Origin of the sequence: Neobacillus sp. 204, assembly GCF_046562815.1 — a bacterium.
Classification (GTDB): Bacteria; Bacillota; Bacilli; order Bacillales; family Cytobacillaceae; genus Neobacillus.
On sequence record NZ_JBJORY010000002.1, the window covers coordinates 229759 to 254894 of the forward strand.

Sequence of the window (25136 nt, forward strand, 5' to 3'; positions counted from 1 at the left end):
AATGAAAAATAACGTACTGTTTGATACAAAAACAATCGAACGCGAGGCATTGCCGTATTATTATGACTATGGCAAAATCGTTTCTACACTTCAAGAAAAACTTGTGAATGAAGTGGGCCACGACTTTCACATGTATTCAGATGAAGATACCTCAAATGAGATTTGGGACATACTTGAGGAAGACTTGAAAGAGGAATCGCCAGAAGCACAACTGATTTGTCACGTGTATAAAGAAGGCGAGACAAAGACGATCTCATCCAACCATACCGAAAAAGCGATGGAGCTGATTGTGAAACCACGCATCACCAATGGTCTTTTTTATTATCCTAATTATCAGGTTGCCCTTGCAAGAGTGGTCATTTTCCAGAGTGACGGCGAAATGAATCGGGATTTTATTTTTGCAAAAAATGATGCTTGTATGGTTTCCTATTTGAAGTATGTTCTCAAAAGAAAAAGAGACTATATTAAAAACTATGTAACTGTTTTTACAGATACTGAAGACGGTGTAGAAACTGAGATTGATAGTATTACTACTTTGGTTAGCAGAGAAGATGTATTTTTAGAGGATTCATTGAAGCGGGAAATTTACCGCTCGATTGACGAATTCTTCTCGGAAAGCGGTCAGTTTTTCAAAACGTATGACATTCCTTACAAACGGGGGATTCTTCTTTATGGAAAGCCAGGTAATGGGAAGACCACCCTCGTTAAATCGATCGCCAGCAGCATTAATGCACCCGTTGCTTATTGGCAGATCACTGAATTTACCTCGAGTTATACGATTAAAGAGGTATTTACGTCTGTATTAAAATTAACACCATTGGTCCTTGTGATTGAAGATATCGATTCAATGCCCGCGAGTGTTCGATCTGTATTCTTAAACATTTTAGACGGAGCCACCTCTAAGGAAGGAATTTTCATTATTGGGACGACGAATTATCCTGAAAAAATTGATCCCGCCCTTATGAACCGCTCTGGCCGGTTTGACCGCGCCTATGAAATTCACGTACCGACGAAGGAGCTTCGTTATCAGTACCTAGTCCACAAGAATATTACTCTGATTTTATCAGAGGAGGAGATTCAACAAGTCGTTGACTCGACAAAGGATTTCTCCTATGCTCAGCTCAATGAATTGTATACATCGATTGCCCTTGAATGGCATTACGAACAAAAAGTGGATGTGGTACGACTATGCGCGGACCTAAAATCCTTGCAACACAAACAACAAAAACAAGAATGGGACCAAGCCCTTTCCTCAGCATCCATCGGATTTTCTGGGTTTGGTGACGATTAATTCATTGGAAAAAATTAAAACATGTTTTACCACAGTATTTGATACTGTGGTATTTTTTTTGTTGATAGGGGAGGAGGATGAACACGTTCTACGATAAGTCCCGAACTCAATGAGTGAAAGCGAGAAGCGTCGCATTTTACACATTAACTTGAGTAGGATGGCAGTTCATGCTTCCTATCCTAAAAATCATAGAAAGAACAATTAATAGGAAATGATTTCTATACAATTAGTACTATATTTAGACCACAGCTCTCGAGGCTGTGGTTCTTTTGTTTATGTAGGTCAACAGCTGTCAGTTCCACCTGTTTTTTTCCTTTTTTATATATAAAATATTTATTTTTAACTCTTGCCAATTCTCTGAAAATTACATATAATTAACTTTACCACTAACTATGACTTGTTTAATCTGAAAGAATGTGTTATTAGGAAAATAAGATGAGTGCCCAAAGGACACTCATCTATTTTAAAATATTTATTAGATTAGTTGGATCTTTCTTCTAACCAGTTTCCAATGGTTGGATAGGTAATTTTTGTCGCTTGGCTGCCAAACGTAATCGAAGTATGCCCAACTGGTAATACTTTAAATTGTTTGTCTTCACTTGAAATCGCATTCATCAAAGCCTCGACTTGATGCGGTGGGGCAATAAGGTCGTTTACCCCAGCTAAGTTCAGGACATTCGCCTTGATATTTTCAAGTTTAACCTTTTGACCACGAATAACCAGTTCACCTTTAATCAGTTTGTTCTTTTGATAGAAGTCTCTAATCCACTGACGGTAGGCTTCACCTGGAAATAAGATTCCATCGTTTAACCATTTTCGTAGTAGTTTGAAGCTCTTGATGAAATTTTCATTATCAGCACGCTCATAGAGACTAATAAATGGTCCAAAGTTGGTCCCCATTGGATTGATCATTTTGTTTCCAAAGTCTATCATTTCTGGAGGAATCACACCAAGGGTTTCTACCACTTTATCAATATCAAAATATCGCTCATCTAGCATCGCACCATATGCGCCACTATTTTCAAAATCAAACGGACTAGTCATAAAGATAAGGTTGCGGATTGGCAATTCAGGGTGTAGAGCCGCAAATGCAGACGTGATCGTTCCACCCATGCAATATCCAAGGATCGATACTTCCTCAACTTTCGATCTTCTCATTACCTTACGAACAGCACGTGGGATATAGTCCATAATGTAATCATCTAGTTTCATATGTCTATCTTCGTAACCTGGTGTACCCCAATCTAGGAGATAAACATCAAATCCGCGCTCAACTAAAAATTCTATTAAACTGCCACCCTTGGTTAAATCCAAAATATAGGGTTTATTAATTAGAGCATACACTAATAGAAGTGGGATTTTATGTTTATTTGGTTGATCGGAAATATACCGGTAGAGTTTTGCTTTATTTCTAGTCCAAACAACTTCTTTCGGTGTAGGTGCTACCTCAGGTTCAGCATCGGTCGTTAACACTTGACTTGCCCTAATTACTCGTTGATACGTCTCTTGATACTTTTGAGGTGCAAATTCGAGCACCTCATTCCATTCTTTCATAAGAACGTTAATGACTGTTCACTCCTTACTCAATTTATTTACTCATTTAATATATAAAAAAATTCGTACCTTCATGACACTTACATGTAAAGTCCGCCGTTAATATTTAATTGCTGACCAGTAATATAGTCTCCATCTTTACATAAGAAAACCACACCACGAGCTATTTCTTCTGGTTTGCCTAAACGTTTTTGCGGTACTTTTTCAACGATTCCTGCAAGAACTTTTTCAGGAATGGCTTGGACCATCTCGGTTCCAATAAATCCTGGGCAAATCGCATTAACTGTTACTTTACTTTTAGCAAGTTCAAGTGCGAGAGATTTAGTGTATCCAATTAACCCAGCTTTGGCTGCAGCATAGTTAGTTTGTCCAAATCCACCGGCTTGGCCAATGATTGACGAAATATTGATAATGCGGCCTGCATCTGATTCAAGAAGATAAGGTAAAGCTGCAGATGTATTGTTGTAAACACTGTTTAAATTAACATCGATTACTTTTCTCCAATCTTCTTCGTTCAATTTTTTAAACGTGCTGTCTCTTGTAATTCCTGCATTATTAACCAGGATATCTAATTTGCCATAATGGTTGATCGTTTCTTGAACAAGGTATGCTGCTTCATTACTTTCTGAAACATCAGCTTGAACTGCGTATGCATCTCCGCCAAATTCATTTATTTCTGCGACGATTTTATCAGCTAGTTCTTTGCGGATATTATAGTTAATAACAACTTTCGCGCCATTTTTAGCCAGTTCTAATGCAATCGATGCACCAATTCCTCTGCTGCCGCCTGTTACAATTGCTACTTTGTCTCTTAATTCTGTCATTTTTACGCACCTCATCTATTGTAGTTGTTGGTTGACTAAATTACTTGGTTTTACATGCATTATGTAATGCGTTTCTATTTGGTTTTATCTGGTGTTTTTAACAAAGCCAGGATTTGATTCAATTTATTATCCAAACTCTTCATTTCCTTTTTTAAATTCGACAATTCTGTCTTAAATGACTCCTGATCTCCCTGATTAACCAATTTTTCTTCCAAGCTTTCTTCTAAATCATCTACTTTTGCATCTACATTAACAATCAACGAGGAAATGTCTGCAAGGTCTTTTCGAGATGGAACATTCATAAATTCTAAATAACGTAATGTTGATTCATCGAGCATTTTTTTAAATTGAAGATTCATTTCCAAAACCTGTCCCATGCCTTGAGAAGGGAAATCCTTGCTGATTTTTTCATCGAATAATTTACTTGATTGTGAATATAAATCCTTCCACATTTCAGAAAAATTAAAGTCTTGGCTCATTTTTTTTCCTCCTAAAATACTTTTGTTGACGTAATCATCATACCTACTTCATAGAATTTTTTAAAGGTGAAATATTGAAAATTATCCAAAAACAATTCTTCATTTTTTGACAAATTTCTCACTTGGATTAAATTCCCAAACCAATTACCAAGAGTGATAAATAGGGATAATCCGTCATAAATATGGGTAAAAAGGGTTTATTGCTGTTGTCAAAGCCTTGCATCCATCACATGGTTTGTCGCGAATTTTTCTATGCATTTGCCAAGGGTTGATCTTGAAGCTAACTGTCAAATTGGAAAAAAATAAGAGGTGATATTATTGCAGTATAATAAAAAAGTCGTTTTAATTACAGGTGGAGCACAAGGGATTGGCAAAGAAACCGCTAAACAATTTCTTCAAGAGGGAGCAAGTGTCGTAATTTGTGATTATGATGAGTCAGCTGGTAAAAGTGCATTAGAAGAATTCAATAGTGAAAAGGTAGAGTTTTTTAAAGTAGATGTAACAGACAGTGCCCAGATCGAAGCGATGGTTCGTTCCACGATAGAAAAACATAGCCGAATTGATATCTTAATTAACAATGCTGGAATTACCCTTGATGGCTTTCTTACTAAAATGGAGGAATCCGATTGGGAAAAGGTCATATCAGTAAACCTCTCTGGTGTTTTTAAATGCACAAAGGCCGTAGCTCCCATTATGTTAAAACAGGGGTCGGGTGTCATTCTTAATGCATCTTCAGTTGTGGGTTTATATGGAAATATTGGCCAAACGAACTATGCTGCGACAAAAGCCGGGGTTATCGGGTTGACCAAAAGCTGGGCGAAAGAATTTGGTCCAAAAGGGATCAGGGTCAATGCAGTCGCACCAGGTTTTATAGAAACTGGCATGACGGCAGCGGTACCAGACAAAGTACTGCAAATTATGAAGGAAAAGACCCCGCTTAAAAAGCTTGGAAAGCCAGAAGATATTGCCGCTGCGTACTTATTTTTGGCTTCAGATAAGGCTAGTTATATAAACGGGACGATCTTAAGTGTAGATGGCGGCTTAGTGATTTAAACAAAATAGCAAACGGGAAGGGAGGAAATTAACATTTTCTCTCTTTTTGTTTTTTTATTATATAAATTAATAATATTGAAAAATAATGATCCAAAAAATATTTCTACAAAATCTGTCATTTTCTTATATAGTTCAACACGTACATTTTTCCAGTTAATTTTGAGTTTTTATTTTATATTTTAATGCGCTTCCATTGCTGTAAGTTGATTTTTGAACATTTTACTGAAAGAGTTTAAATGTGTTTTTGCACAATGAAGCAATAAAGAAATCAAATTATAACTCTGAATTTGTCGAATAGTTTGTCACTAAAAGCACGGCTAATGTAGTAATATTTGTGTGGAATTATTATTCGAATACATAAATTACTTTGGAGGAGATTAGGATGACAGTAAATGAAATAGTAATTGTTAGTGCTGTAAGAACGCCAATTGGAAGTTTTCTAGGAGGTTTAGAAAACGTTTCAGCCACCCAGTTAGGATCCATGGTCATAAAAGAAGCTATTCAAAGAGCTGGAATTAGTCCCAATGATGTAGAACAAGTTATTATGGGGAACGTTTTACAAGCAGGCTTAGGCCAAAATCCAGCCAGACAAAGTGCCCTTGCTGTTGGTATTCCTCAAGAAGCCACAGCTATGACAATAAATATGCTCTGTGGTTCAGGCTTAAAAGCTGTTCATTTAGCTACCCAAGCTATTCTTGCTGGTGAAGCAGAAGTAGTGGTTGCTGGTGGAATGGAGAATATGAGTCAAGCTCCATACCTACTAAAAGGCGGACGGAACGGTTTTAAGATGGGCGATCAGAAAATTTTAGACAGTATGCTTCAGGATGGATTAGTTTGTGCGGAAAATGACTACCATATGGGAATTACGGCAGAAAATCTTGCCGAGAAATATGAAATTTCACGTGCCGAACAAGATGAATTTGCAGCGTGGAGTCAGCAGAAGGCACAAGCTGCGATTGAAGCCAATCGCTTTGCTGATGAAATTGTCCCTGTAGAGATCCCTGGCCGTAAAGGACAAGTGACAATATTCAGCCAAGATGAATTCCCGCGGTTTGGAACGACAGCAGAAGGATTAGGAAAACTTCGTCCTGCCTTTAAAAAAGATGGAACAGTTACGGCGGCAAATGCTTCAGGAATTAACGATGGGGCTGCAGCGTTTGTTGTTATGAGCCGTAAAAAGGCCGAAGAATTAGGAGTTACCCCTCTTGTTACAATAAAAGCGAATGCTACCGCAGGTGTGGATCCGAGTATTATGGGAATCGGGCCAGTTCCAGCTGTAAAAAAAGCTCTAAAAACTGCGTCTTTATCCATCGATGACATCGGCCTAATTGAGGCAAATGAGGCATTTGCTGCCCAATCTATTGCAGTGGATCGCGAGCTTCACTTTAGTAAAGAAAAGCTAAATGTTAATGGTGGTGCCATTGCACTTGGTCATCCAATCGGTGCAAGTGGAGCAAGAATTTTAGTGACTTTAATTCACGAAATGAAGAAAAGAGAAAATCGTTATGGTTTAGCCACCTTATGTGTCGGTGGAGGACAAGGTGTAGCAACGATCATCGAAAATGTTAAATAAGACGTCGTAAAAAATGGCTGGGAGGCAAACTCCCAGCCATTTTTTTGGGGGTTACGAGAGGTATTTTTTACCTTTAATAAAAACAAAAAGCAGGGTGATGATATAGAGGTATTACAAAACAAAAGGAGAGATAATCATGCCTCAAATTGATGTAAACCAACTAAGCCAAGCAAAAGCAAATGTAGCACTTACGGAAGAATTATTAACAAAAGCAATTGAAAAAGCCAATTCCGACCCAACACTTGCAGAGGAAGCCATTAAACAAGCATCAAATGAAATTTCGAATGCTTTAACAGCTGTAACTCAAGTTCAAAAGTCAGCCCAAGCCCAATCCCAATCCATTGTTACTGAATAAACTTGCTATTTATTCAATCACCACGAAATGGTGGATAGCCTAAAAAAAATGAACACCCCAGGGAAGTCTCTACGGGGTGTTCATTGTTAAGTCATTGAAATTATCCTTCAATTTCATGATGTTGAAAGCCGTTTTTGGTGGCATACACTTCATACCATTTGTATTTGGGGGATTTAAACCACTCATACTGTGGCAAATAAATCAAATATCTTATATTGCCATCTGCATCAAGAATGGATTTGAATATTTTTACTGGGCCAATTCCAAACGTTTGAGCCAAATATCCTTCCATTCCATCAAGGACCACATTTTTTTCAGCTTCCTTTTCCTCCTTATATAACTTAATCAGGCCATCAGCAAAGACACTTAATAAGACTAAAGTAATAGCAATTAAAGCGAAAACCAATAATTTCAACAATTGAATATCCTCCTAAGTTTTTTAAAGATTCATATGTATAATTACAACACTGTTAAACTTCTAGCCCCCGGCTTCAACCCCTTTACAAAAATGGATTCCTCTTGATTGTACATCCGCTAGGAAAGTAAAGATGTGATGAAAAATACATAACCACGCTTTTATAAAAAGAAAATTATTTTTACGCATGGTCCTTTTTATTTTAAACAGTAAATTAATGATACGTTCTCCGCTAAATGGATATGATGAATTTATAAGGAGGTTTAAAACGTGCATGAATTAGATTTCCACCATATTTTCGAACTTGGACTTACATTAATTATGATTGCAGCGGGTATTACTGCTATCGCAAAAAAAGTAAAGCAACCTTATCCCATTGCATTAGTAATTGTTGGAGCTATTATTGGCCTTATCAACATTCCGGCCTTAGTGGCAGTAAAGGATTTTATTACAGAAGGAGAAGTTTTTAATTTTGTCATTATTACGCTGTTCTTGCCAGCCTTATTAGGAGAAGCGGCATTAAAGCTGCCCTTTTCCCATTTAAAAGAGAATAAAGGGCCGATTTTAGCTTTAGCTTTTGGAGGTACGCTATTATCCTTTCTCATTACCGGTTTTTCAGCGTTATGGCTTTTAGATTTTTCCATTCCAAAAGCCTTTGTTTTTGCTGCATTGATGAGTGCCACTGACCCAGTAAGCGTGATATCTATTTTTAAAAGCGTGGGGGTAAACAAAAGACTAGCAACTGTAATTGAAGGAGAAAGTTTATTTAATGATGGACTGGCTGTCGTCCTGTTTAAAATTTCCGCCTTTTATTTACTTACATATCTTGATCTTGGCATAGTAGGTGCAGGCTATGGATTATGGGAATTTATTAAAGTGATCTCACTTGGACTCATCATTGGCGGTGCACTCGGTTATGGCTTCTCTAAATTAACCAGTTATTTTGACGATTACCCATTGGAAATCATCTTTAGTATTATTCTATTTTACGGGGCATTCTTACTTGCTGAATCTATGCATGCCTCAGGCGTAATTGCCGTTGTTGTTGCTGCCCTGATGTTTGGAAATTATGGAGCAAAAATTGGCATGAGCCCAACGACGAAGTTAAATATTAATAATTTTTGGGAAGTTACGGCATTGCTAGCTAATTCAGTCGTATTTTTAATGGTTGGATTAGAAATAACCAAGATTAACTTAGCAGACAAATGGGGGTTAGTTTTTCTTGCTATTTTGATTGTACTTATTGCTAGAAGCATTGCTGTTTATGCAAGCTTAATGTTTACTAAAAATTTCCCAACTTCTTGGAAGCACGTGATCAACTGGGGAGGTTTAAAGGGATCCCTATCGATTGCTCTTGTTTTAAGCCTTCCTCATGATTATTCAGGACGGGAGGACATCTTAATCATTGCCTTTAGTGTGGTATTATTCTCATTAGTTTTCCAAGGACTTACGATAAAACCGTTATTATCCGCCTTAGGGCTTAATAAAAAAGAAGTAGGGTATAAGGAATATGAAGAACTTATCGCACGGGGACACCGATTTGAAACAGCCATAAATGAAATACACACAGTTAGAAAAAATTTGTTCATTACCGAAACAGCAGCAAAAGAAGTAATAACCCATTACGAACAAGAATTATCATTATTACAAAGCAAATTGGAGAAACTTTTTGAGAAGTATCCAAGTCTAAAAGAAAAACAACAAACGATCTTACAAAAGCATGCATTATACGCGCAATACGAAGCCATTGAAAAATTGATTAAAGAAGATATTATCTCTAATGAAGTGGCTGAGCAGGAACATTCCCAAATCACTGACAAGTTAGTAAAATTAGAAGATTTACATTAATAATTAAAAAATGTGAATATTTTTAAAATCGAGACAACTTAAGTGATTTTATATAAGAACATGTGTAAAATGTACTTTTAAGAAAGAGGGGAATGACATGATATTGGAAGCAGTTATGCTTAAAGTAAGGCCAGGCATGGAAGAGGAATATGAGGACGCATTTCGTCAGGCCTCAGAAATCATTGCATCTATGAAAGGGTACATTTCTCACGAATTGCAGCGTTGTATAGAGGTGAAAGGGAAATATTTATTACTTGTAAGGTGGGAAACATTAGAAGACCATACAGTTGGATTTAGGCAATCAACCGAGTATCAAGAATGGAAAAAACAATTACATCATTTTTACGACCCATTTCCAACTGTAGAACATTTTGAAAACATCCGACTTTGATAAGGACATTAATTTTTTATATCAATATACAAATTTCCTTTTGTCCCTACAACAGCATACGAAACATCAGTTATAGCAAGGTTTCTTTTATTAAGTTCTTTGATTAACCACTTTTCGCCGTATCGGGGATGTGACATGTTTTCGGTTACGATTTTTCCATCATAGATCAACTCTACCGGTGATGATTCAGGAGAGGATAATTGCTGTAAATCCTCTTTTGTGGTTGTTAGGAATTGTGCTTTTTTTAAGACTGAGAGAGAGCCATCAATCTCTAAAATGGCACAATCGACTTCTTCAATATTGAAGATATCTTTGCCCCGTAAGGCCTGTTTCAGGGAATCCATTGAATATCGCATCCGTTCCATGGATTCTACAAGAATTTGTCCATTTTGAATTAAAGTAGCTGGTTCTCCAGCAATCCATTTTCGGAAGCGTGGATTTTTTACTGCCACTAGATTTAAAACGAAAACCACAGTACCCATTATAATAATAGCAATAATAAAATACATAAATTTTATTTTGATATTAAATGCTAGATTTCCTGCAATTGTCCCCATCGTAATGGAAGCGATATAGAGATGATACGTCTTCTGGGCAATCGTTTGCTTTCCGAGCACGAGGACAAATACCCATAATAAAATAAATGAAGTTAAGGTTCGAATAATGATATCCATAGATCCATGCATCGTTTGTTCTCCCTTTAAAAATAACGAAAGTACTTTTCGTGCTAGTATGTGCATCCACCAAGCTCTTTATTCTAATAGGTAATAGTGTATCCAATGGAATTACAGATCTAATCTTTATTAAAAAATAAATTTCAAAGGGGAGAAAATTGTTGATTAATTACAATGGACGGAAATTTGTTTCTGTCGAAAATACAACAAATGGAGAGGTTTCTTTAGAAACATTTTTTGAATACCAACAAGAAGGAAACATACTTTCAGCAACATATAGTGGTGGAGACATTGTAAAAGGAACGCTTATTGGAATTGTTGAGGAGAATGGCAGTTTACAGTTTAGATATAACCATGTTAACTCAAAAAATGAAATAAGAGGCGGTCAATGTTCCTCTACTCCAGAGACTCTATCAGATGGAAGAATTAGATTACATGAAAAGTGGAAATGGACAGATTCTGACCATAGCAAGGGAGAATCCGTTATTGAAGAAGTTAAATTGTAATCAATATAGCTAAAGCAGGTGGTTTTATGGAAAATTCAATTCTATTGGATAATATGCTAAAAGAAGATTGGGATCAAGTTCTCGAAATCTACCAAGAAGGAATCTCTACTGGAAATGCAACATTTCAAAAAGAACCTCCAACGTGGGAAACTTGGGATAGTGGTCATATCTTAGAATGTCGGTTTGTTGCACGTTTAAATGGCAAAATTCTAGGATGGGCCGCATTAAGTCCTGTCTCAAGCCGCTGTGTTTATGCTGGCGTAGCTGAGGTTAGTATATATGTGAGGCAAGGAAGTAAGGGTAAGGGAATCGGTAGTTTACTATTAAAAACTTTAATCGAAAAAAGTGAACAGAATGGATTCTGGACATTACAATCAGGAATTTTTCCTGAAAATGTATCCAGTCTCAAATTACATAGTAAGTATGGGTTTCGGGAAGTGGGAAGACGTGAGCGTATTGGACAATTAGATGGTGTGTGGCGTGATACGATCTTGTTAGAAAGAAGAAGTAGCGTAGTTGGAATGGATTAGGGTTTTTAAGTAAAAATTTTATTTTAACAGATGGCCACTGCTGTGGCTTTTAATAGCATTTATTGATCTTATAAGAAATATATTAAGAGAATTATAATTACAGATTAATAACAGGGGGGATATTATGGCTGAGTATATAAAGGAAATAAGAGAGCTTATTGGTACCAGACCTTTAATTCTGGTAGGGTCCACTATTTTAGTTATAAATGATAAAAATGAAATTTTATTTCAACATCGTTCTGATACAAAAGAATGGGGGTTACCAGGCGGAGCAATGGAAATTGGTGAAAGTTTAGAGCAAACTGCTGCACGTGAACTTTTTGAAGAAACTGGCTTGAAAGCAAAGGGTTTTAAGTTTGTTGATCTTCTGTCAGGAAAAGACCTATATTATAAATATCCCAATGGCGATGAAGTATATAACGTTATATGTGTCTATATTGCAGAAGGAATAACTGGAGAATTAGCAATGAATGATGGTGAAAGTTTGGATTTGAAATATTTCTCCCTCAATGAATTACCTTCCCCACTAGATGAAAGAGCAAAGATAATTATTGAAAAACATTTAAATTAATAGTGTTTATTCATAAAGGATATGAAGGACAAAACTAACTAGGCAAGCATAAGATTTGTCCTTCATCCTGCAATCAAAGTTTTTCCCGTATTTCCTCAGATTAACGATTTCCACCTCAACAAAACTCCCTCGCAATAAATTGCGGAATTCCACCTGATTTTTGCGTGTTTTATTGATGACAGCTCCATTATAATGATGATAAAAGATTGGATCGAAAGGAGTTTGCGATGAACCTGGAACAAAATGTATTAAAAGGTGCGCGGCAATTGCTGTATGAAATGCCTGATGCAATCTACATCATTGGCCTGGACAATAAAGTTTTATGGGAAAACAAAGCTTTTCAAAGATTATTTGGCTCGGATCAAAATCAATGGGATGATGACTTAACCAATTTAATCTTCGCTGAAAAGAAAGAGAATGTTCCTTTCATTGTTCATTGCATGGATTACTCGGCTATCACTGTGAATCTGCAATTAATCCCTATTAAACACGGTTCCACACTAATTGCTTATACAGGGATTTTACAAAAGTCCTCTATAGAGCAGCTATTAAATGAAGATCTACGGTATAAAATTGTCACAGACAACACATCCGATGTGATTGTGGTCGTTGATAATAGAGCTATCGTTCGCTATGTATCGCCTTCCATTCAGCAGACGATTGGTTACACAGTTGAGCAATATGAAGGGATGAATGCATTCAATATTATTCATCTCGAGGATCGAGATCGTGTTCGCTCCTTGCATTTACAAGCGATTCAAACCAAAACGAAAGTTGATTTGGAATATCGTCTCATTCATTCACAGGGTACAACCCTTCATGTAGAAACAAGGGTAAAACCTGTTCTGGATAGTTTTGGAAACGTAAAGTATGTCGTTGCAGTCGTTCGGGATATCACATCCCGCAAAAAGACAGAGCAATTGCTTGAAAATATCCTAGAAAGTGTAAATGCTGCGGTGTGGTCAACGGATAAAGATTTTAGTTACTATACCTTTTGCTCTGAAAGCATTGAAAAAATCACGGGTATTCCTAGACGTGAAATCATGAATAATCCAATACGTTTACATGACCATATTCACCCTGACGATAATGTTATGCTGATGGGAGAAGTAAAGAATAAATTAGATAAAGGTCTCCCCGTAAACAAAATCATTCGATATACCCATATTGAAAATGAAATAAGATGGGGACGGCTGATTGTCCATCCATTTTTGGATAATACAGGGGCTGTGGAACGACTTGATGGAATGATTTTGGATATTACCGAGAAAAAACGGTCCGAGTTAGCATTAGAGGAGAGTGAACAAAGGTATAAATCATTATTCGAAAACAATTTGGATGGAGTTTTTTCGATTGATTTAAAAGCTTATTTTGTCAATGCCAATCAATCGTTTGAAAAGATTACAGGCATAAAAATAAATGATTTACCGGATCGTTGTTTAATAGGGTTAATTTATGATGAAGACCATATGTCTATTTATCAAGTCCTTTCGGAGGTCATTACCAGCCATGAATCAAGAGACATTGAATGCCGGATCGTTCGCTTTAGACAACAAGATCAGCGCATTGTCCATATTACCTTTGTTCCAATCTTTCTTTATGGTGAACTGATGGGCGTTCATGGGATTGTTAAGGATATTACCGAGCGCAAAAAAGAGGAACTTGAATTAATCCAAAGTGAAGAAAGATATAAGACACTTCAGCAAAGTATTAATCGTTTCTCAAATGACCTTGCGAACGTGATGAAAGTTTCTGAGTTAGAAAATCGTTTGATTGACGAGGTTCAGAGAGTATTACCTGTTAAAAGTGCTTCTATTGAAGAAGTTCCTAGAAATCTAGAATCTACTTTAAATGGCGTGAATGTGAAATGGGTGAAAATCGCCGATAAGGAACAGCCTGTCTATTTAAAGATTGGTACCGAACAAGCTTTGCAAAAAATCGAGGAAGATTGGCTTGAAACAGCGGTTCATTATGTGACGATTTTATATGATAATCTACAGTTTATTGAAAATCTGATGAAACGTATTGAGGACATGGTAAGCATCAATGAGACCCCTAAATGGATGCTGCGTCTTTTGTTTAGGCTTTCGGAAAAGGAAAGAGCTTCACTGTCCAGTGATTTACATGATTCGGTTTTGCAAGATTTAATTATTTGGTACCGTAAGCTTGAATCTTTACGCTCCACCTCCATGTTTAACGAGGGGATTCAGGAGGAAATGATGCAAATTGAAGAGGGACTGCTGGACGCCATCCATCAAATACGGATAACCTGTAATGAACTGCGCCCGCCATTTCTTTTAAAAATGGGTCTTGTGGAATCATTTAAGAGCCTCTTTTCCTATGCGCGTATGTTTTCCAATTATGAGATTGACTTCTCAGCAATGGAGTTAAAAAACCCTCTAAACGAAGATCAAATCCTAGGCATGTATCGAATAGTCCAGGAGTTATTAAATAATGCTACTAAACATTCGAAAGCAACAAAAGTAACGATGAATTTGACCAGCAACCGGGATGATACTCATTTTTCCTATGCTGATAACGGGGTCGGGATGGATCTAACTTCATTTGGAGGCTCATTTAAACATATGGGTTTAGCAGGTATTGAAAATCGGGTCCTCAGCTTAGAGGGGAAAGTGGAAGTCCACTCTGCTCCTCATGAAGGATTCCACATGGATATTACAATTCCAACTATAACAATGCAAAAAGGTGATCACTATGGAAATATTATTGGTGGATGATCATAGATCCGTCGTCGAAGGAACAAAGATGTTAATAGAGTCAGAACCGGATATGAAGGTCACCATTGAAACGGACGTTTATCTAGTTTCAGATTTGGTCCGTCTAAAGAGTTTTGATGTCATTCTGTTTGATTTATATATGCCTAATATCAATGGGGCCGATTTGGCACGAAAGGTATTAGAGGATGTTCCAGACGCCATCATTCTGATTTATTCTGGTTTTGATATTGCTCCTCATTTTAATTTGCTGATGGAATCAGGGGTTTCTGGTTTTATTGCGAAAACGTCTACCCGCGAGCAATTGGTTCAAGCGATACGTAGCGCAGCCCGGAAGGAAGCGATAATTCCGGTGCAGCTTCTTAAACAGCTTAGACGCCAAGAAATTGTCTTGCAAGGGGATCATTCGAATGAAAAAACAACGATTGGGAAAAAGGAAGAAAAACTTCTTCGCGAATTAGCAAAGGGTCAAAGCAATAAAGAGATATCCAAGACATTGTTAATTAGTCAGCGTTCATTGGAGTACAATCTGACAGAACTTTTTCAAAAATTAAATGTGAATTCACGGGTGGAAGCGATCAAAAAAGCTAAAAACCTGGGGATTTTGCCTACGGAAGATTTATATTAGATAGGAAGGGACCGGCGAATATGTCGGTCCTTTTCATATGGAAATAAACGTATGAGATTCGGGTAGTGATTCGTAAAGGATTGCAAAAAATTGCGGAAACACGAAAAACTTTTGCGGTTTGAAAAAGATGATAAATTGTAAAATGAATATATAAAGAAAAGAAGTTTTATATTTTTTATACAATACAGGGGTATTGTAACTAGCGGCAATTGGAATAAATAATTATAAGAGTGAAAGGTGATGGAAAATGCTTCACTAAAAGGAGTGACCGAAAAGGCAAAATTTGATATATGCTTATAATGCGGTAGGGGGCCCGTTTGCCGCATCAGGATTTCTGGAACCTTGGATTGCAGGAACTGCGATGGCATTTAGCTCGGTATCGGTTGTATTAAATGCTTTACGTCTCCAAAGAGTTAAGCTATAGGCTAAGTAACTATTGAAACAGGGGAGATATTAAAATGGTGAATGAGGTTAAAAAGATTAAGATCGCCATAAACGGAGGAATAGGGTTTGGGGCAAAACTCAACTCGAAACAGCTGATAATCATCTCTAAATATATGGATGAAAAGGAGGACATTGAGCTAACAACGTTTCAACAACTGTATATAGAAATTCTAGAAGATAAAAAAGAAGAAATCATAGAAGAATTCCAAAATGTTGGATTAGAATGTTATCCTGTCGGAAACTTTGTAAAGAGCTTAAGAACCTGTAATTTTTGCAAAGGGGAAGAGGAGGAAGGAATGCCCGTGGCGAAAGAATTAAATCGTCGTATTTCAGGTAAACCTGTCCCTGCTACCCTAAAGGTTGCGTATACAGGATGTCCTATTGGTTGCGGAGAACCAATGTTAAGCGACATAGGTATTATGAAAATTAGAGAACATTATAATTTGTATGTTGGAGGAAAGGCAAAAGGAAAAGATGCTGAGGTTGGTTCCTTGTTGATCGAAAATATAACACCAGAAGAATTGTACGATGCAGTAGAAAAGATACTTGCTTTATACACACAATTGGGTAAAAAATGCGAAACATTCTATAAATTTTTGAAACGGGTAGATAGGAGTTTATTAATAGGTTAGCAAATTGAGGATAAATAACTATTCATTTGAGTGAAAAATATCATTCACATGAACAAAAGCACCAGCAAATTATAATGTTCATAATTTACTGGTGCTCTTTTGTTTTTTTATTTAGCTGAAAGTTCGTCTTCTGTAACCCATTTATGATTTGTCACTTTTTCTCCACCCGTTGTAGAAGTGTAATCAACCATATACACAGTAGTTTGTTGGGCTGAATCAATTACAGCAGTCGCCCCATTCATCCCCTCCATATGGTTTGCCTCTACGATCACTTCATCACCTGATGTATAGGGTTTGTCACTAGCGTCTTTTATCTCTTCATGAATAATCCATTTATGATTCGTCACTTTTTCTCCACCAGTTGCTGGTGTATAAGAAATTGTATAAACAGTAGTATCGTAGGCACCTACGATCGTTGCTTCAGCACCTTTCATGCCTTCCATGTGGTCAGAATTAATAATCGCCTGACTTCCAACCTTAAATTTTGGATTTTCAGCTACTTTTAAACCTTCTGGTACTTCACCAGAACTGGAATGATCCATGCCTTCCATATCTTCATGGTTCATATTGCCTGAATTATTTTTTTGCTCTGTTTTTTTCTCCCCGTGATTCATGTTTGAATGTTCCTTGTTATCATTGGAACATGCTGCTAAAAATAAGGCAGTGATCACAGTAAGAAGAAATAGGATAGTACGTTTTTTCACTATATTTACCTCCTTAATCTTAGTTCGTAACTTATAGTACAACAAAAATTTGCAGAAATTATGCAGAATCCTTAAATGATAAAAAATTACAATCAGGCAATCCTAATCATATTAAAAGTATGGGAGTGATTGCTGTGAACAAAGTAGTCCTAATGCTAGTCATGACATTTTTCTTTGTTGCTGGGTTAGTTTAAGAGGCTGAGTTGGATATTCGTTCTTCAATTATATGGGAGTTTAGTTCAATCAATTAAAAGGTATTGACAAAAAAATTTATAAGTATTATTATTATCTCAGATTCAAGATATTTTAATTTGAGATTTTAAAAAGGGGGTGGAGTAAATGGAGAGGAAATGCTCGAATTTGCCCTTTCTGATATTAATGCAAACATCGAAAGGAATTCATGATCAAATAAAGGAAGAAATGGCAAAAAACAAGCTTGGTATTACGGAATTTTCTGTTTTAGAGATACTTTATCAAAAAGGGAAACAAACCATTCAACAAATTGGAAATTGCATATTGGTTTCAAGTGGTTCAATGACCTATTGTTTAGATAAGCTAGAACAAAGAGGTTTATTAAGCAGAAATGCCTGTCCAGATGACCGCCGTATGATACACGTAAGGTTAACTGATGATGGAAATAAATTGATGAACGAAATCATGCCGAAATATCATAAGTTTGTTGACGATATGTTTGATTCATTAAATTCTGATGAGGCAGAGACATTGGTGAATCTTTTAAAAAAAGTAAGGGATAATGTTTAAACGTACATTTTTTTTAAACTAATATCTCGAATTCGAGATAAAAAATAGGGGGATTTTAAGATGATAAACATTGGTTTATTAATAATTCGTTTGGTAATTGGTTTACTATTTGTGGGTCACGGTGCTCAAAAATTGTTTGGTTGGTTCGGTGGCTATGGATTGAAAGGTACCGGTGGATGGTTTGAATCCATTGGCATGAAACCAGGAGTGACCATGGCTCTTTTCGCAGGTTTAGCAGAACTTATTGTGGGACTTTTGTTTGCTTTAGGACTATTAACACCACTTGCAGGAATTATGATTGCAGGAACTATGTTAATGGCTATCGTAAAAGTGCATGCTCCAAATGGATTATGGGCAACAGCTAATGGGTATGAATACAACTTAACTTTGCTTTCAGTAGCTATTGGTATAGCTTTGATTGGTCCAGGTCAATATGCTTTAGATTCGTTTTTATTCTAAAATATCGGTATTTTATGAGTACAGGTGGTCTTTAATTTCGAATAAAAGAATTAAATTAATATTGTGACAGGAGTGAGTAGGAGATGGAACTCTTAGGACTACATCATGTATCAATATTAACAGGAAAAGCGGAAAAAAATTATGAATTTTATACAAAAATTTTAGGAATGAGATTGGTTAAGAAAACTGTTAACCAAGATAATACAGAATCCTATCATCTTTTCTATGCTGACGCGGAAGGAACCCCAGGAACTGAAGTTACGTTCTTTGACATTCCTCATCTTGGGCAAACATACAGGGGAACTTCTGATATCTCTACTGTATCACTACGGGTTAGAAATTCTGATTCATTGTTATTTTGGAAAGAACGTTTTATACAATTTGAGGTTGATCATGATGATATTCAAAAAAGAGCAAATCGTGACACATTGGCTTTCAGAGATTTCGAGGGGACTCGTTTAATACTCGTAGCTGATAACGATGAAAAAGGTGTAAGAGCTGGGATTCCTTGGCAAAGGGATGACATTCCACTGGAACATGCCATTATTGGTTTAGGACCTGTAAACCTCACAGTTGCAATTGCAGAACCAACTATCGGTGTTTTAACAGAAGTTATGGGTTTTCGATTTGCCGGTGCTTATCCTTCACTTGAAGGGGATTATCCAGATATATTGATTTATGTAACTGGAGAAGGCGGCAGCGGTGCGGAAGTTCATATTGAATCAAGATCCGATTTGCCAAGAGTCCGCTTAGGTCGTGGAGGTGTTCACCATGTTGCCTTCCGTGTTCCGAATGAGGAAGAATATGATCAATGGGCAGAGCGTTTGAAAGAATACAGGTTACCGAATTCAGGGAAAGTGAAACGGTATTACTTCAAGGCATTATATTTCAGGGAACCCAATGGTATATTATTTGAATTATCAACAGATACACCAGGATTTGCGACAGATGAACCAATGGAAACAATGGGGGAGAAATTAGCACTTCCACCATTTTTGGAACCAAATCGAAAAGAGATCGAAGAAAAATTACGACCATTGATCTTAAATTAAATCTTGGAGGAATAGATAATGAACCATCTAAAAGGAATACACCATGTAACTGCTATTACAAGCAGTGCAGAAAAGAACTATGAATTTTTCACTTATGTTTTAGGTATGCGTTTAGTTAAAAAAACGGTAAATCAAGATGATATTCAAACCTATCATCTATTCTTTGCAGATGATAAAGGCAGCGCAGGCACAGACATGACTTTCTTTGATTTCCCTGGCATTCCTAAAGGCATACATGGGACAAACGAGATTTCAAAGACATCGTTCCGTGTACCGAGTGATGAATCATTAGACTATTGGGTAAACCGTTTTGATCGTTTAGAAGTCAAACATACTGGAATCAAAGAGCAATTTGGCAAGAAAACCCTCTCTTTCATTGATTTTGATGATCAGCAATATCAATTGATTTCAGATGAATTCAATAAAGGGGTGGAATCTGGAACACCATGGCAAAAAGGTCCAACTCCACTGGAATATGCAATTACTGGTTTAGGACCCATTTTTGTTCGCATTGCGAACTTTGATTACTTTAAAGAAATGATGGAAAAAGTCCTATTATTTAAAGAGACAGATAAAGAAGGGGCATTCCATTTATTTGAAGTGGGGGAAGGCGGGAATGGTGCATCGGTCATTGTAGAATATAATGCCATTCTTCCTGAAGCCCAGCAAGGTTTTGGTACGGTTCACCATGCGGCATTACGTGTAGAGGATCGCTCAGTTTTAGAAGAATGGATTGAACGGATGAGTAGTTTTGGATTCCATACATCCGGTTATGTAAATCGTCACTTTTTTGAGTCATTATACGCAAGAGTTGCACCGCAAATTTTATTTGAATTCGCTACAGATGGTCCTGGCTTTATGGGAGATGAACCTTATGAAACGCTGGGGGAAAAATTATCTTTACCGCCATTCTTAGAGCCTAAACGTGCAGAAATAGAAAAATTAGTTCGCCCAATTGATACAGTGAGAAGTACAAAGGAATTCATCAAAGAATAAAAAGAAAAATATTTAACGGTAAAAAATAGAAAAAACAATGACACAAAGGTCCTGAATTATAAGGACTTTTGTGTCTATCGTCATTTGTGTCCTTGTTGTTTAGTGACACAGTTCAACAATAGGGCCATATTGTTGCTTAACACATCAAAAACTAATTGCCGGGTAGTTGGATACCGCGCCAGCCGCTTACATCGCATTGACCATATTCATTATCACCCACAGCAATCACCGTGCCGTCCGATTTAAGGCCGATGGTATGAGCACAACCCGCCGCAACTGCTACAATATCGCACCATTCACTTACATTGCATTGACCGTACTCATTCCAGCCCACAGCCGCCACCGTACCGTCCGATTTAAGGCCGATGGTATGACTACTACCCACCGCTATCGCCACAATACCGCGCCAGCCTCTCACATCGCATTGGCCTACCTTATTTTGACCCACAGCAACCGCCGTGCCATCCGATCTAAGCCCAACAGTATGAAGATACCCCGCCGCAACCGCCACTATGCCGCGCCAGTCGCTTACATTGCATTGGCGATACTTATTATTACCCACAGCCGTCACCGTGCCGTCCCATTTAAGACCGATGGTATGCCAGTCTCCCGCCGCAACCGCCACAATATCATGCCAGCCGCTTACATTGCATTCACCTTCATTATTTCGGCCCACAGCTACCACCGAACCATCCGATTTTAGCCCAATAGTACGACGCCAACCCGTCGCAACCGCTACAATATCGCGCCAGTCGTTTACATCGCATTGGTCATGCTTATTCCAACCCACAGCCGCCACAGTACCGTCAGATTTAAGACCGATTGTATGAGCATTACCCGTGTTCGTCGCCATATGAACATTACCAGCCGAAACCGACACAATATCGAGCCAACCGCTTACATTACATTGGCCATATTTATTATCACCCACAGCCGTCACCGTGCCGTCAGATTTAAGCCCAATGGTATGACGACGACCCGCCGTTATGGTATCTTTAGGCCGCCGTTTTAGTTTCAGATTTTTTTCATAAGCATTCCGAATTTCAATATTTATTTTCCTCACCCCACTAATAAGTATATCAGTTTGAAGCAATACTCTATATTGATCCTAGGTATTTGAATGTAAAAAATTAGAAGAAAATCAATCAACTAAATTTAAGGCGGTTGATATCTTCTTTTGGTGGTAAACCAAACATACGGGAATATTCACGACTAAATTGTGATGGACTTTCATAGCCTACCCGGAATGCAATATCTGCTGCATCTGCTGATTTGGATAATAACAGGCTTCGGGCTTCCTGAAGCCTCAATTGTTTTTGAAACTGAATAGGGCTCATTGCTGTTACCTCTTTAAAGTGTCTATGAAGCGAAGAAACGCTCATATTCGCAATTTCCGCAAGCTCCTCAATCTTAAAAGATTTTTCATAGTTATTCATGATATGTTCAATCACGTCACTGATTTGATGGGTAGAACTTCCTTCTAACGCTAATTGTTTCAGCATCTCCCCATGTTCACCTTGCAGAACCCTATAGATTATTTCTTTAATAATTAGAGGTGCAAGTACCTTGATGTCTTTCGGAGTATCTAGCAAACGAGCTAATCTTGTTACCGCGTCTAGTAGAGATGGCTCTATTTTGCTGACATACATACCTCGTTTAGCATTTTCCTTCTTGTCACCCCCCATTTGGAATTCACGTAACACCTCCAATATTTCACTCGGTGTGAATTCAAGTTTAAGAGCTAGATATGGAACGTCGGGAGAGCCTTCAATAACTTGTGCGGTTATTGGCAAGTTAACGGATGCAACAAGGTAATCGGCAGGACCATACTGAAAGCGCTCCTGTGAAAGCAACACCTCCTTCATCCCTTGAACTACAATGCATAAGGAAGGTTTGTAAACTCCGTAATGTGGACCAGAATCATTAGAGTAACGTGAGAAAAATAAAGTTGGAATATCAGTGTTATAAGTCCCGTCCCGTCCTGTGTAGTGCTCTATGATTTTGGTAAGCTCCACTCTTTGTTTTAATAATTGTTCAAGCATAAAACCCTCCTTGATCTTTTTTCTTGTTAGCTCCATTCTAATATATATTCGTTTGAAGTTTAAGTGGTATAAGAGGATTAGGCAATGATTTAGTAGGAATGGGATAAGGGTTTCTTATTCATTTATTGCATAATAAGGAAGTCAAAGTTTTTTAAAAATTTTTTATGTCAGGAAATAAATAAAACAGATTGAGGAATCTCCTGCTACCTAACTGAACATAACTTCACTTCGGTGGCAGATAACATATAAAGGCTAAAGTGATAATAAGAACGAAAGGAATGATAAATGATGCAAAAGCGTAAATTGGGGAAAAATGGACTAGAAGTTTCTGCAATCGGACTCGGTTGCATGGGAATGAGTCATGGTTATGGTCCGGCATCGGACAAGAAAGAGATGATTTCGCTGATTCATGCAGCAATTGATCGAGGCGTTACTTTGTTCGACACTGCCGAAGTTTATGGTCCATATGTGAATGAGGAGTTGGTTGGTGAAGCGCTTAAACCTTTCAAGGGAAAAGTGGTCATTGCCACTAAATTCGGAATCCAAATGGAAAATGGCCAGCAGGTGCTTGACAGCAAGCCGGAGACCATTCGGCAATCAGTTGAAGGCTCGCTAAATCGCCTAAAAGTTGACACCATTGACCTCTACTATCAGCATCGGGTTGATCCAAATGTGCCGATCGAGGAAGTAGCCGGAGTTGTACAAGACCTAATCAAGGAAGGTAAGGTTAAACATTGGGGGCTTTCTGAAGCAGGTGTGGAAACGATTCGCCACGCGCACGAGGTTCAGCCCTTGACTGCGATTCAAAGTGAATACTCAATGATGTGGAGAAGTCCTGAAGAACAACTGCTGCCTACCCTTGAAGAACTTGGAATTGGCTTTGTGCCGTTCAGTCCTCTGGGCAAAGGCTTCCTTACCGGAAAAATTGATAAAAATGCAACATTCGATAGCTCCGATTTTCGCAGTATTGTTCCTCGCTTCAAACTGGAAAATATCGAAGCTAATCAGATATTGGTCGAACTGATAAAGAAGATTGCAGTAGAGAAAGATGCCTCACCGGCTCAAATCTCACTAGCATGGGTACTTGCTCAGAAGCCATGGATTGTTCCGATTCCCGGTACAAGGAAAATGGAACGTCTGGAAGAAAATCTTGGCGCAGCGGAAGTTGGGCTGACTCCTGAAGAACTACATGATTTGAACGACGCACTATCAAAGATTGAAATTTCGGGAGAGCGCTATCCGGCAGAATACGCAAATAGAGTGGGCAAATAAAAGACACTCAAAATTTAATAAACAGGAGGAATTTTTTATGCAAAAAGTTATTTTAAACAATGGTGTTGAAATGCCGATACTCGGTTTTGGTGTGTTTCAAATTCAAGATGAAAAAGAATGTGAACAAGCTGTTTATGACGCTATTATGGCAGGCTATCGTCTGATTGATACCGCTGCCTCTTATCTAAATGAAGAAGCGGTCGGCAGAGCTATTAAGCGGAGCGGTGTGCCAAGAGAGGAATTGTTTATTACTACGAAATTATGGGTTCAAGATACTGGTTATGAGAGCACGAAGAAAGCATTTGAAAAATCGCTGGAAAGACTGCAACTGGATTATTTGGATTTGTACTTAATTCATCAGCCATTTGGCGATGTTTACGGTTCATGGCGTGGGATGGAGGAATTGTACCGCGAGGGTAAGATTAGAGCAATTGGAGTTAGCAACTTCTATCCAGATCGTCTGACCGATTTCATTATTCATAATGAAGTTGTTCCTGCTGTAAACCAAGTTGAAACGCATCCTTTCAACCAACAAATAGAAAGTGCTAAATTAATGAAAGAGAACAATGTTCAAATCGAGTCTTGGGGACCGTTTGCTGAAGGAAAAAATAACATGTTCCAAAACGAAATTTTAGTATCAATAGCCGAAAAGCATAATAAATCCGTTGCCCAGGTGGTTTTACGTTGGTTAACACAAAGAGGTGTCGTTGCAATTCCAAAGTCTGTTCGTAAGGAAAGAATCATCGAAAACTTCAATATCTTTGACTTTGAATTAAGTCAAGAGGATATGGAAAGAATTGCTGCCTTAGATACGAAACAAAGCTTGTTCTTTTCACATCAAGACCCTGAAATGGTGAAATGGATCGGGACTCGTAAACTTGAAATTTAATATTCTTTCCTATCAATACAATCTTCAAACTCATAACGGATGTTATGAGTTTTTTTCATTAATTTAGAGATTTTCAATTCTGTATCAATTATTATGCCTTTGGTAAACGGGAACCTAGACAGATGAGTGGGGCGAAGATGTTTCGCATGATTGGATTTGGTGGCGACGCCAAATGCCGTATTATTTAGGAAAATTACTTTAATAAAAAGTCAAAAAACATCAGTTCGGTTGAGTCGCTGGTGTTTTTTGACTTTTAGGTAATAAATAATTGATTTCTTGTTGTATGAAGAAGGAGAATTAAGAAACCTCATGGGAAGATTCAAACCTGAAGTAGTTGACCATAATCAAGCTTTATTCAAATTAATAGCTGAATTTGCTGAAAGCAAAAAGTAGTCAGGCATTTGTCGATATGTTAAAATAAGGTTATACAAACAAATGTTCTGTAAAAGGTATTTGA

General features: G+C 37.6%; 26 protein-coding genes. 18 read left to right on the forward strand and 8 right to left on the reverse strand.

Annotated features, from left to right (window positions below):
* Nucleotide 1: 1 nt before the first annotated feature.
* Entirely contained in the window at nt 2–1291 is a 1290-nt protein-coding gene (locus ACJ004_RS05155) for an ATP-binding protein (RefSeq protein WP_410891540.1), read from the forward strand.
* 480 nt (nt 1292–1771) lie between these two features.
* Here the strand turns inward: ACJ004_RS05155 and phaC are convergent, their stop codons facing one another.
* The 3 genes from phaC to ACJ004_RS05170 form a co-directional block, all read right to left on the reverse strand.
* Nucleotides 1772–2857, reverse strand: a complete 1086-nt coding sequence (phaC, locus tag ACJ004_RS05160; protein WP_410892125.1) for a class III poly(R)-hydroxyalkanoic acid synthase subunit PhaC — start codon at nt 2855–2857, stop codon at nt 1772–1774.
* A 68-nt stretch (nt 2858–2925) separates the two neighbouring features.
* Nucleotides 2926–3669: a 3-oxoacyl-ACP reductase gene (locus tag ACJ004_RS05165; protein WP_410891542.1), complete on the reverse strand. Its 744-nt coding sequence runs from the start codon at nt 3667–3669 to the stop codon at nt 2926–2928.
* Between the two features lie 74 nt (nt 3670–3743).
* Nucleotides 3744–4148: a polyhydroxyalkanoic acid synthase subunit PhaR gene (locus ACJ004_RS05170; RefSeq protein ID WP_410891544.1), complete on the reverse strand. Its 405-nt coding sequence runs from the start codon at nt 4146–4148 to the stop codon at nt 3744–3746.
* A gap of 318 nt (nt 4149–4466) precedes the next feature.
* Between ACJ004_RS05170 and fabG the strand changes: the two genes are divergently transcribed.
* The 3 genes from fabG (at nt 4467) to ACJ004_RS05185 (ending at nt 7129) form a co-directional block, all read left to right on the forward strand.
* Nucleotides 4467–5201, forward strand: coding sequence for a 3-oxoacyl-[acyl-carrier-protein] reductase (gene fabG / locus ACJ004_RS05175; RefSeq protein ID WP_410891546.1), 735 nt, complete (start codon nt 4467–4469; stop codon nt 5199–5201).
* Nucleotides 5202–5583: 382 nt separating this feature from the next.
* Nucleotides 5584–6774 (forward strand): acetyl-CoA C-acetyltransferase, encoded by a 1191-nt coding sequence (locus ACJ004_RS05180; protein WP_410891548.1) that lies wholly within the window; start codon nt 5584–5586, stop codon nt 6772–6774.
* A 136-nt stretch (nt 6775–6910) separates the two neighbouring features.
* Nucleotides 6911–7129 carry a hypothetical protein gene (locus ACJ004_RS05185; protein WP_410891550.1) on the forward strand — a complete coding sequence of 73 codons (219 nt, stop codon included), beginning with the start codon at nt 6911–6913 and terminating at the stop codon, nt 7127–7129.
* Between the two features lie 100 nt (nt 7130–7229).
* On the opposite strand, the gene ACJ004_RS05190 is transcribed toward ACJ004_RS05185, so the two are convergent.
* Entirely contained in the window at nt 7230–7547 is a 318-nt protein-coding gene (locus ACJ004_RS05190; protein WP_410891552.1) for a hypothetical protein, read from the reverse strand.
* Between the two features lie 267 nt (nt 7548–7814).
* Here ACJ004_RS05190 and ACJ004_RS05195 point away from each other — a divergent pair, with 267 nt between their 5' ends.
* Nucleotides 7815–9392 (forward strand): cation:proton antiporter, encoded by a 1578-nt coding sequence (locus tag ACJ004_RS05195; protein WP_410891554.1) that lies wholly within the window; start codon nt 7815–7817, stop codon nt 9390–9392.
* 97 nt (nt 9393–9489) lie between these two features.
* The gene (locus ACJ004_RS05200; protein ID WP_410891556.1) at nt 9490–9783 is read left to right on the forward strand and encodes an antibiotic biosynthesis monooxygenase family protein; all 294 of its coding nucleotides are present in this window, start codon (nt 9490–9492) and stop codon (nt 9781–9783) included.
* Nucleotides 9784–9791: 8 nt separating this feature from the next.
* On the opposite strand, the gene ACJ004_RS05205 is transcribed toward ACJ004_RS05200, so the two are convergent.
* On the reverse strand, nt 9792–10469 hold the full coding sequence (locus tag ACJ004_RS05205; protein WP_410891558.1) for a DUF421 domain-containing protein: 678 nt from the start codon (nt 10467–10469) through the stop codon (nt 9792–9794).
* A gap of 149 nt (nt 10470–10618) precedes the next feature.
* Between ACJ004_RS05205 and ACJ004_RS05210 the strand changes: the two genes are divergently transcribed.
* The 6 genes from ACJ004_RS05210 to ACJ004_RS05235 all read left to right on the forward strand — a co-directional run bounded on the left by ACJ004_RS05210 (nt 10619) and on the right by ACJ004_RS05235 (nt 16503).
* Entirely contained in the window at nt 10619–10963 is a 345-nt protein-coding gene (locus ACJ004_RS05210; protein ID WP_410891560.1) for an avidin-fold protein, read from the forward strand.
* 26 nt (nt 10964–10989) lie between these two features.
* Nucleotides 10990–11493 carry a GNAT family N-acetyltransferase gene (locus tag ACJ004_RS05215; protein ID WP_410891562.1) on the forward strand — a complete coding sequence of 168 codons (504 nt, stop codon included), beginning with the start codon at nt 10990–10992 and terminating at the stop codon, nt 11491–11493.
* Between the two features lie 124 nt (nt 11494–11617).
* Nucleotides 11618–12064: an NUDIX hydrolase gene (locus ACJ004_RS05220; RefSeq protein ID WP_410891564.1), complete on the forward strand. Its 447-nt coding sequence runs from the start codon at nt 11618–11620 to the stop codon at nt 12062–12064.
* Between the two features lie 227 nt (nt 12065–12291).
* Complete coding sequence (locus ACJ004_RS05225) at nt 12292–14802, forward strand: sensor histidine kinase (RefSeq protein WP_410891566.1); 2511 nt, start codon at nt 12292–12294, stop codon at nt 14800–14802.
* A complete protein-coding gene (locus ACJ004_RS05230) occupies nt 14780–15427 on the forward strand; it encodes a response regulator transcription factor (RefSeq protein WP_410891568.1) in 648 nt (215 codons plus the stop codon). The genes ACJ004_RS05225 and ACJ004_RS05230 overlap by 23 nt, the downstream gene beginning before the upstream one ends.
* A gap of 458 nt (nt 15428–15885) precedes the next feature.
* The gene (locus tag ACJ004_RS05235) at nt 15886–16503 is read left to right on the forward strand and encodes a nitrite reductase (RefSeq protein WP_410891570.1); all 618 of its coding nucleotides are present in this window, start codon (nt 15886–15888) and stop codon (nt 16501–16503) included.
* A gap of 107 nt (nt 16504–16610) precedes the next feature.
* On the opposite strand, the gene ACJ004_RS05240 is transcribed toward ACJ004_RS05235, so the two are convergent.
* On the reverse strand, nt 16611–17207 hold the full coding sequence (locus ACJ004_RS05240) for a YdhK family protein (protein WP_486348384.1): 597 nt from the start codon (nt 17205–17207) through the stop codon (nt 16611–16613).
* Nucleotides 17208–17585: 378 nt separating this feature from the next.
* Here ACJ004_RS05240 and ACJ004_RS05245 point away from each other — a divergent pair, with 378 nt between their 5' ends.
* The 4 genes from ACJ004_RS05245 (at nt 17586) to ACJ004_RS05260 (ending at nt 20476) form a co-directional block, all read left to right on the forward strand.
* Nucleotides 17586–17969 (forward strand): MarR family winged helix-turn-helix transcriptional regulator, encoded by a 384-nt coding sequence (locus tag ACJ004_RS05245; RefSeq protein ID WP_410891571.1) that lies wholly within the window; start codon nt 17586–17588, stop codon nt 17967–17969.
* 60 nt (nt 17970–18029) lie between these two features.
* Nucleotides 18030–18428 (forward strand): DoxX family protein, encoded by a 399-nt coding sequence (locus ACJ004_RS05250; protein WP_410891572.1) that lies wholly within the window; start codon nt 18030–18032, stop codon nt 18426–18428.
* An 83-nt stretch (nt 18429–18511) separates the two neighbouring features.
* Entirely contained in the window at nt 18512–19480 is a 969-nt protein-coding gene (locus ACJ004_RS05255; RefSeq protein ID WP_410891574.1) for a ring-cleaving dioxygenase, read from the forward strand.
* Between the two features lie 18 nt (nt 19481–19498).
* The gene (locus ACJ004_RS05260; protein ID WP_410891575.1) at nt 19499–20476 is read left to right on the forward strand and encodes a ring-cleaving dioxygenase; all 978 of its coding nucleotides are present in this window, start codon (nt 19499–19501) and stop codon (nt 20474–20476) included.
* Between the two features lie 151 nt (nt 20477–20627).
* Here the strand turns inward: ACJ004_RS05260 and ACJ004_RS05265 are convergent, their stop codons facing one another.
* Complete coding sequence (locus tag ACJ004_RS05265) at nt 20628–21524, reverse strand: RCC1 domain-containing protein (protein WP_410892127.1); 897 nt, start codon at nt 21522–21524, stop codon at nt 20628–20630.
* A 97-nt stretch (nt 21525–21621) separates the two neighbouring features.
* Nucleotides 21622–22518: an AraC family transcriptional regulator gene (locus ACJ004_RS05270; protein ID WP_410891576.1), complete on the reverse strand. Its 897-nt coding sequence runs from the start codon at nt 22516–22518 to the stop codon at nt 21622–21624.
* Between the two features lie 288 nt (nt 22519–22806).
* Between ACJ004_RS05270 and ACJ004_RS05275 the strand changes: the two genes are divergently transcribed.
* Both ACJ004_RS05275 and ACJ004_RS05280 read left to right on the forward strand, forming a co-directional pair.
* On the forward strand, nt 22807–23790 hold the full coding sequence (locus tag ACJ004_RS05275; RefSeq protein ID WP_410891577.1) for an aldo/keto reductase: 984 nt from the start codon (nt 22807–22809) through the stop codon (nt 23788–23790).
* A gap of 37 nt (nt 23791–23827) precedes the next feature.
* A complete protein-coding gene (locus ACJ004_RS05280; RefSeq protein ID WP_410891578.1) occupies nt 23828–24679 on the forward strand; it encodes an aldo/keto reductase in 852 nt (283 codons plus the stop codon).
* Nucleotides 24680–25136: the final 457 nt, after the last annotated feature.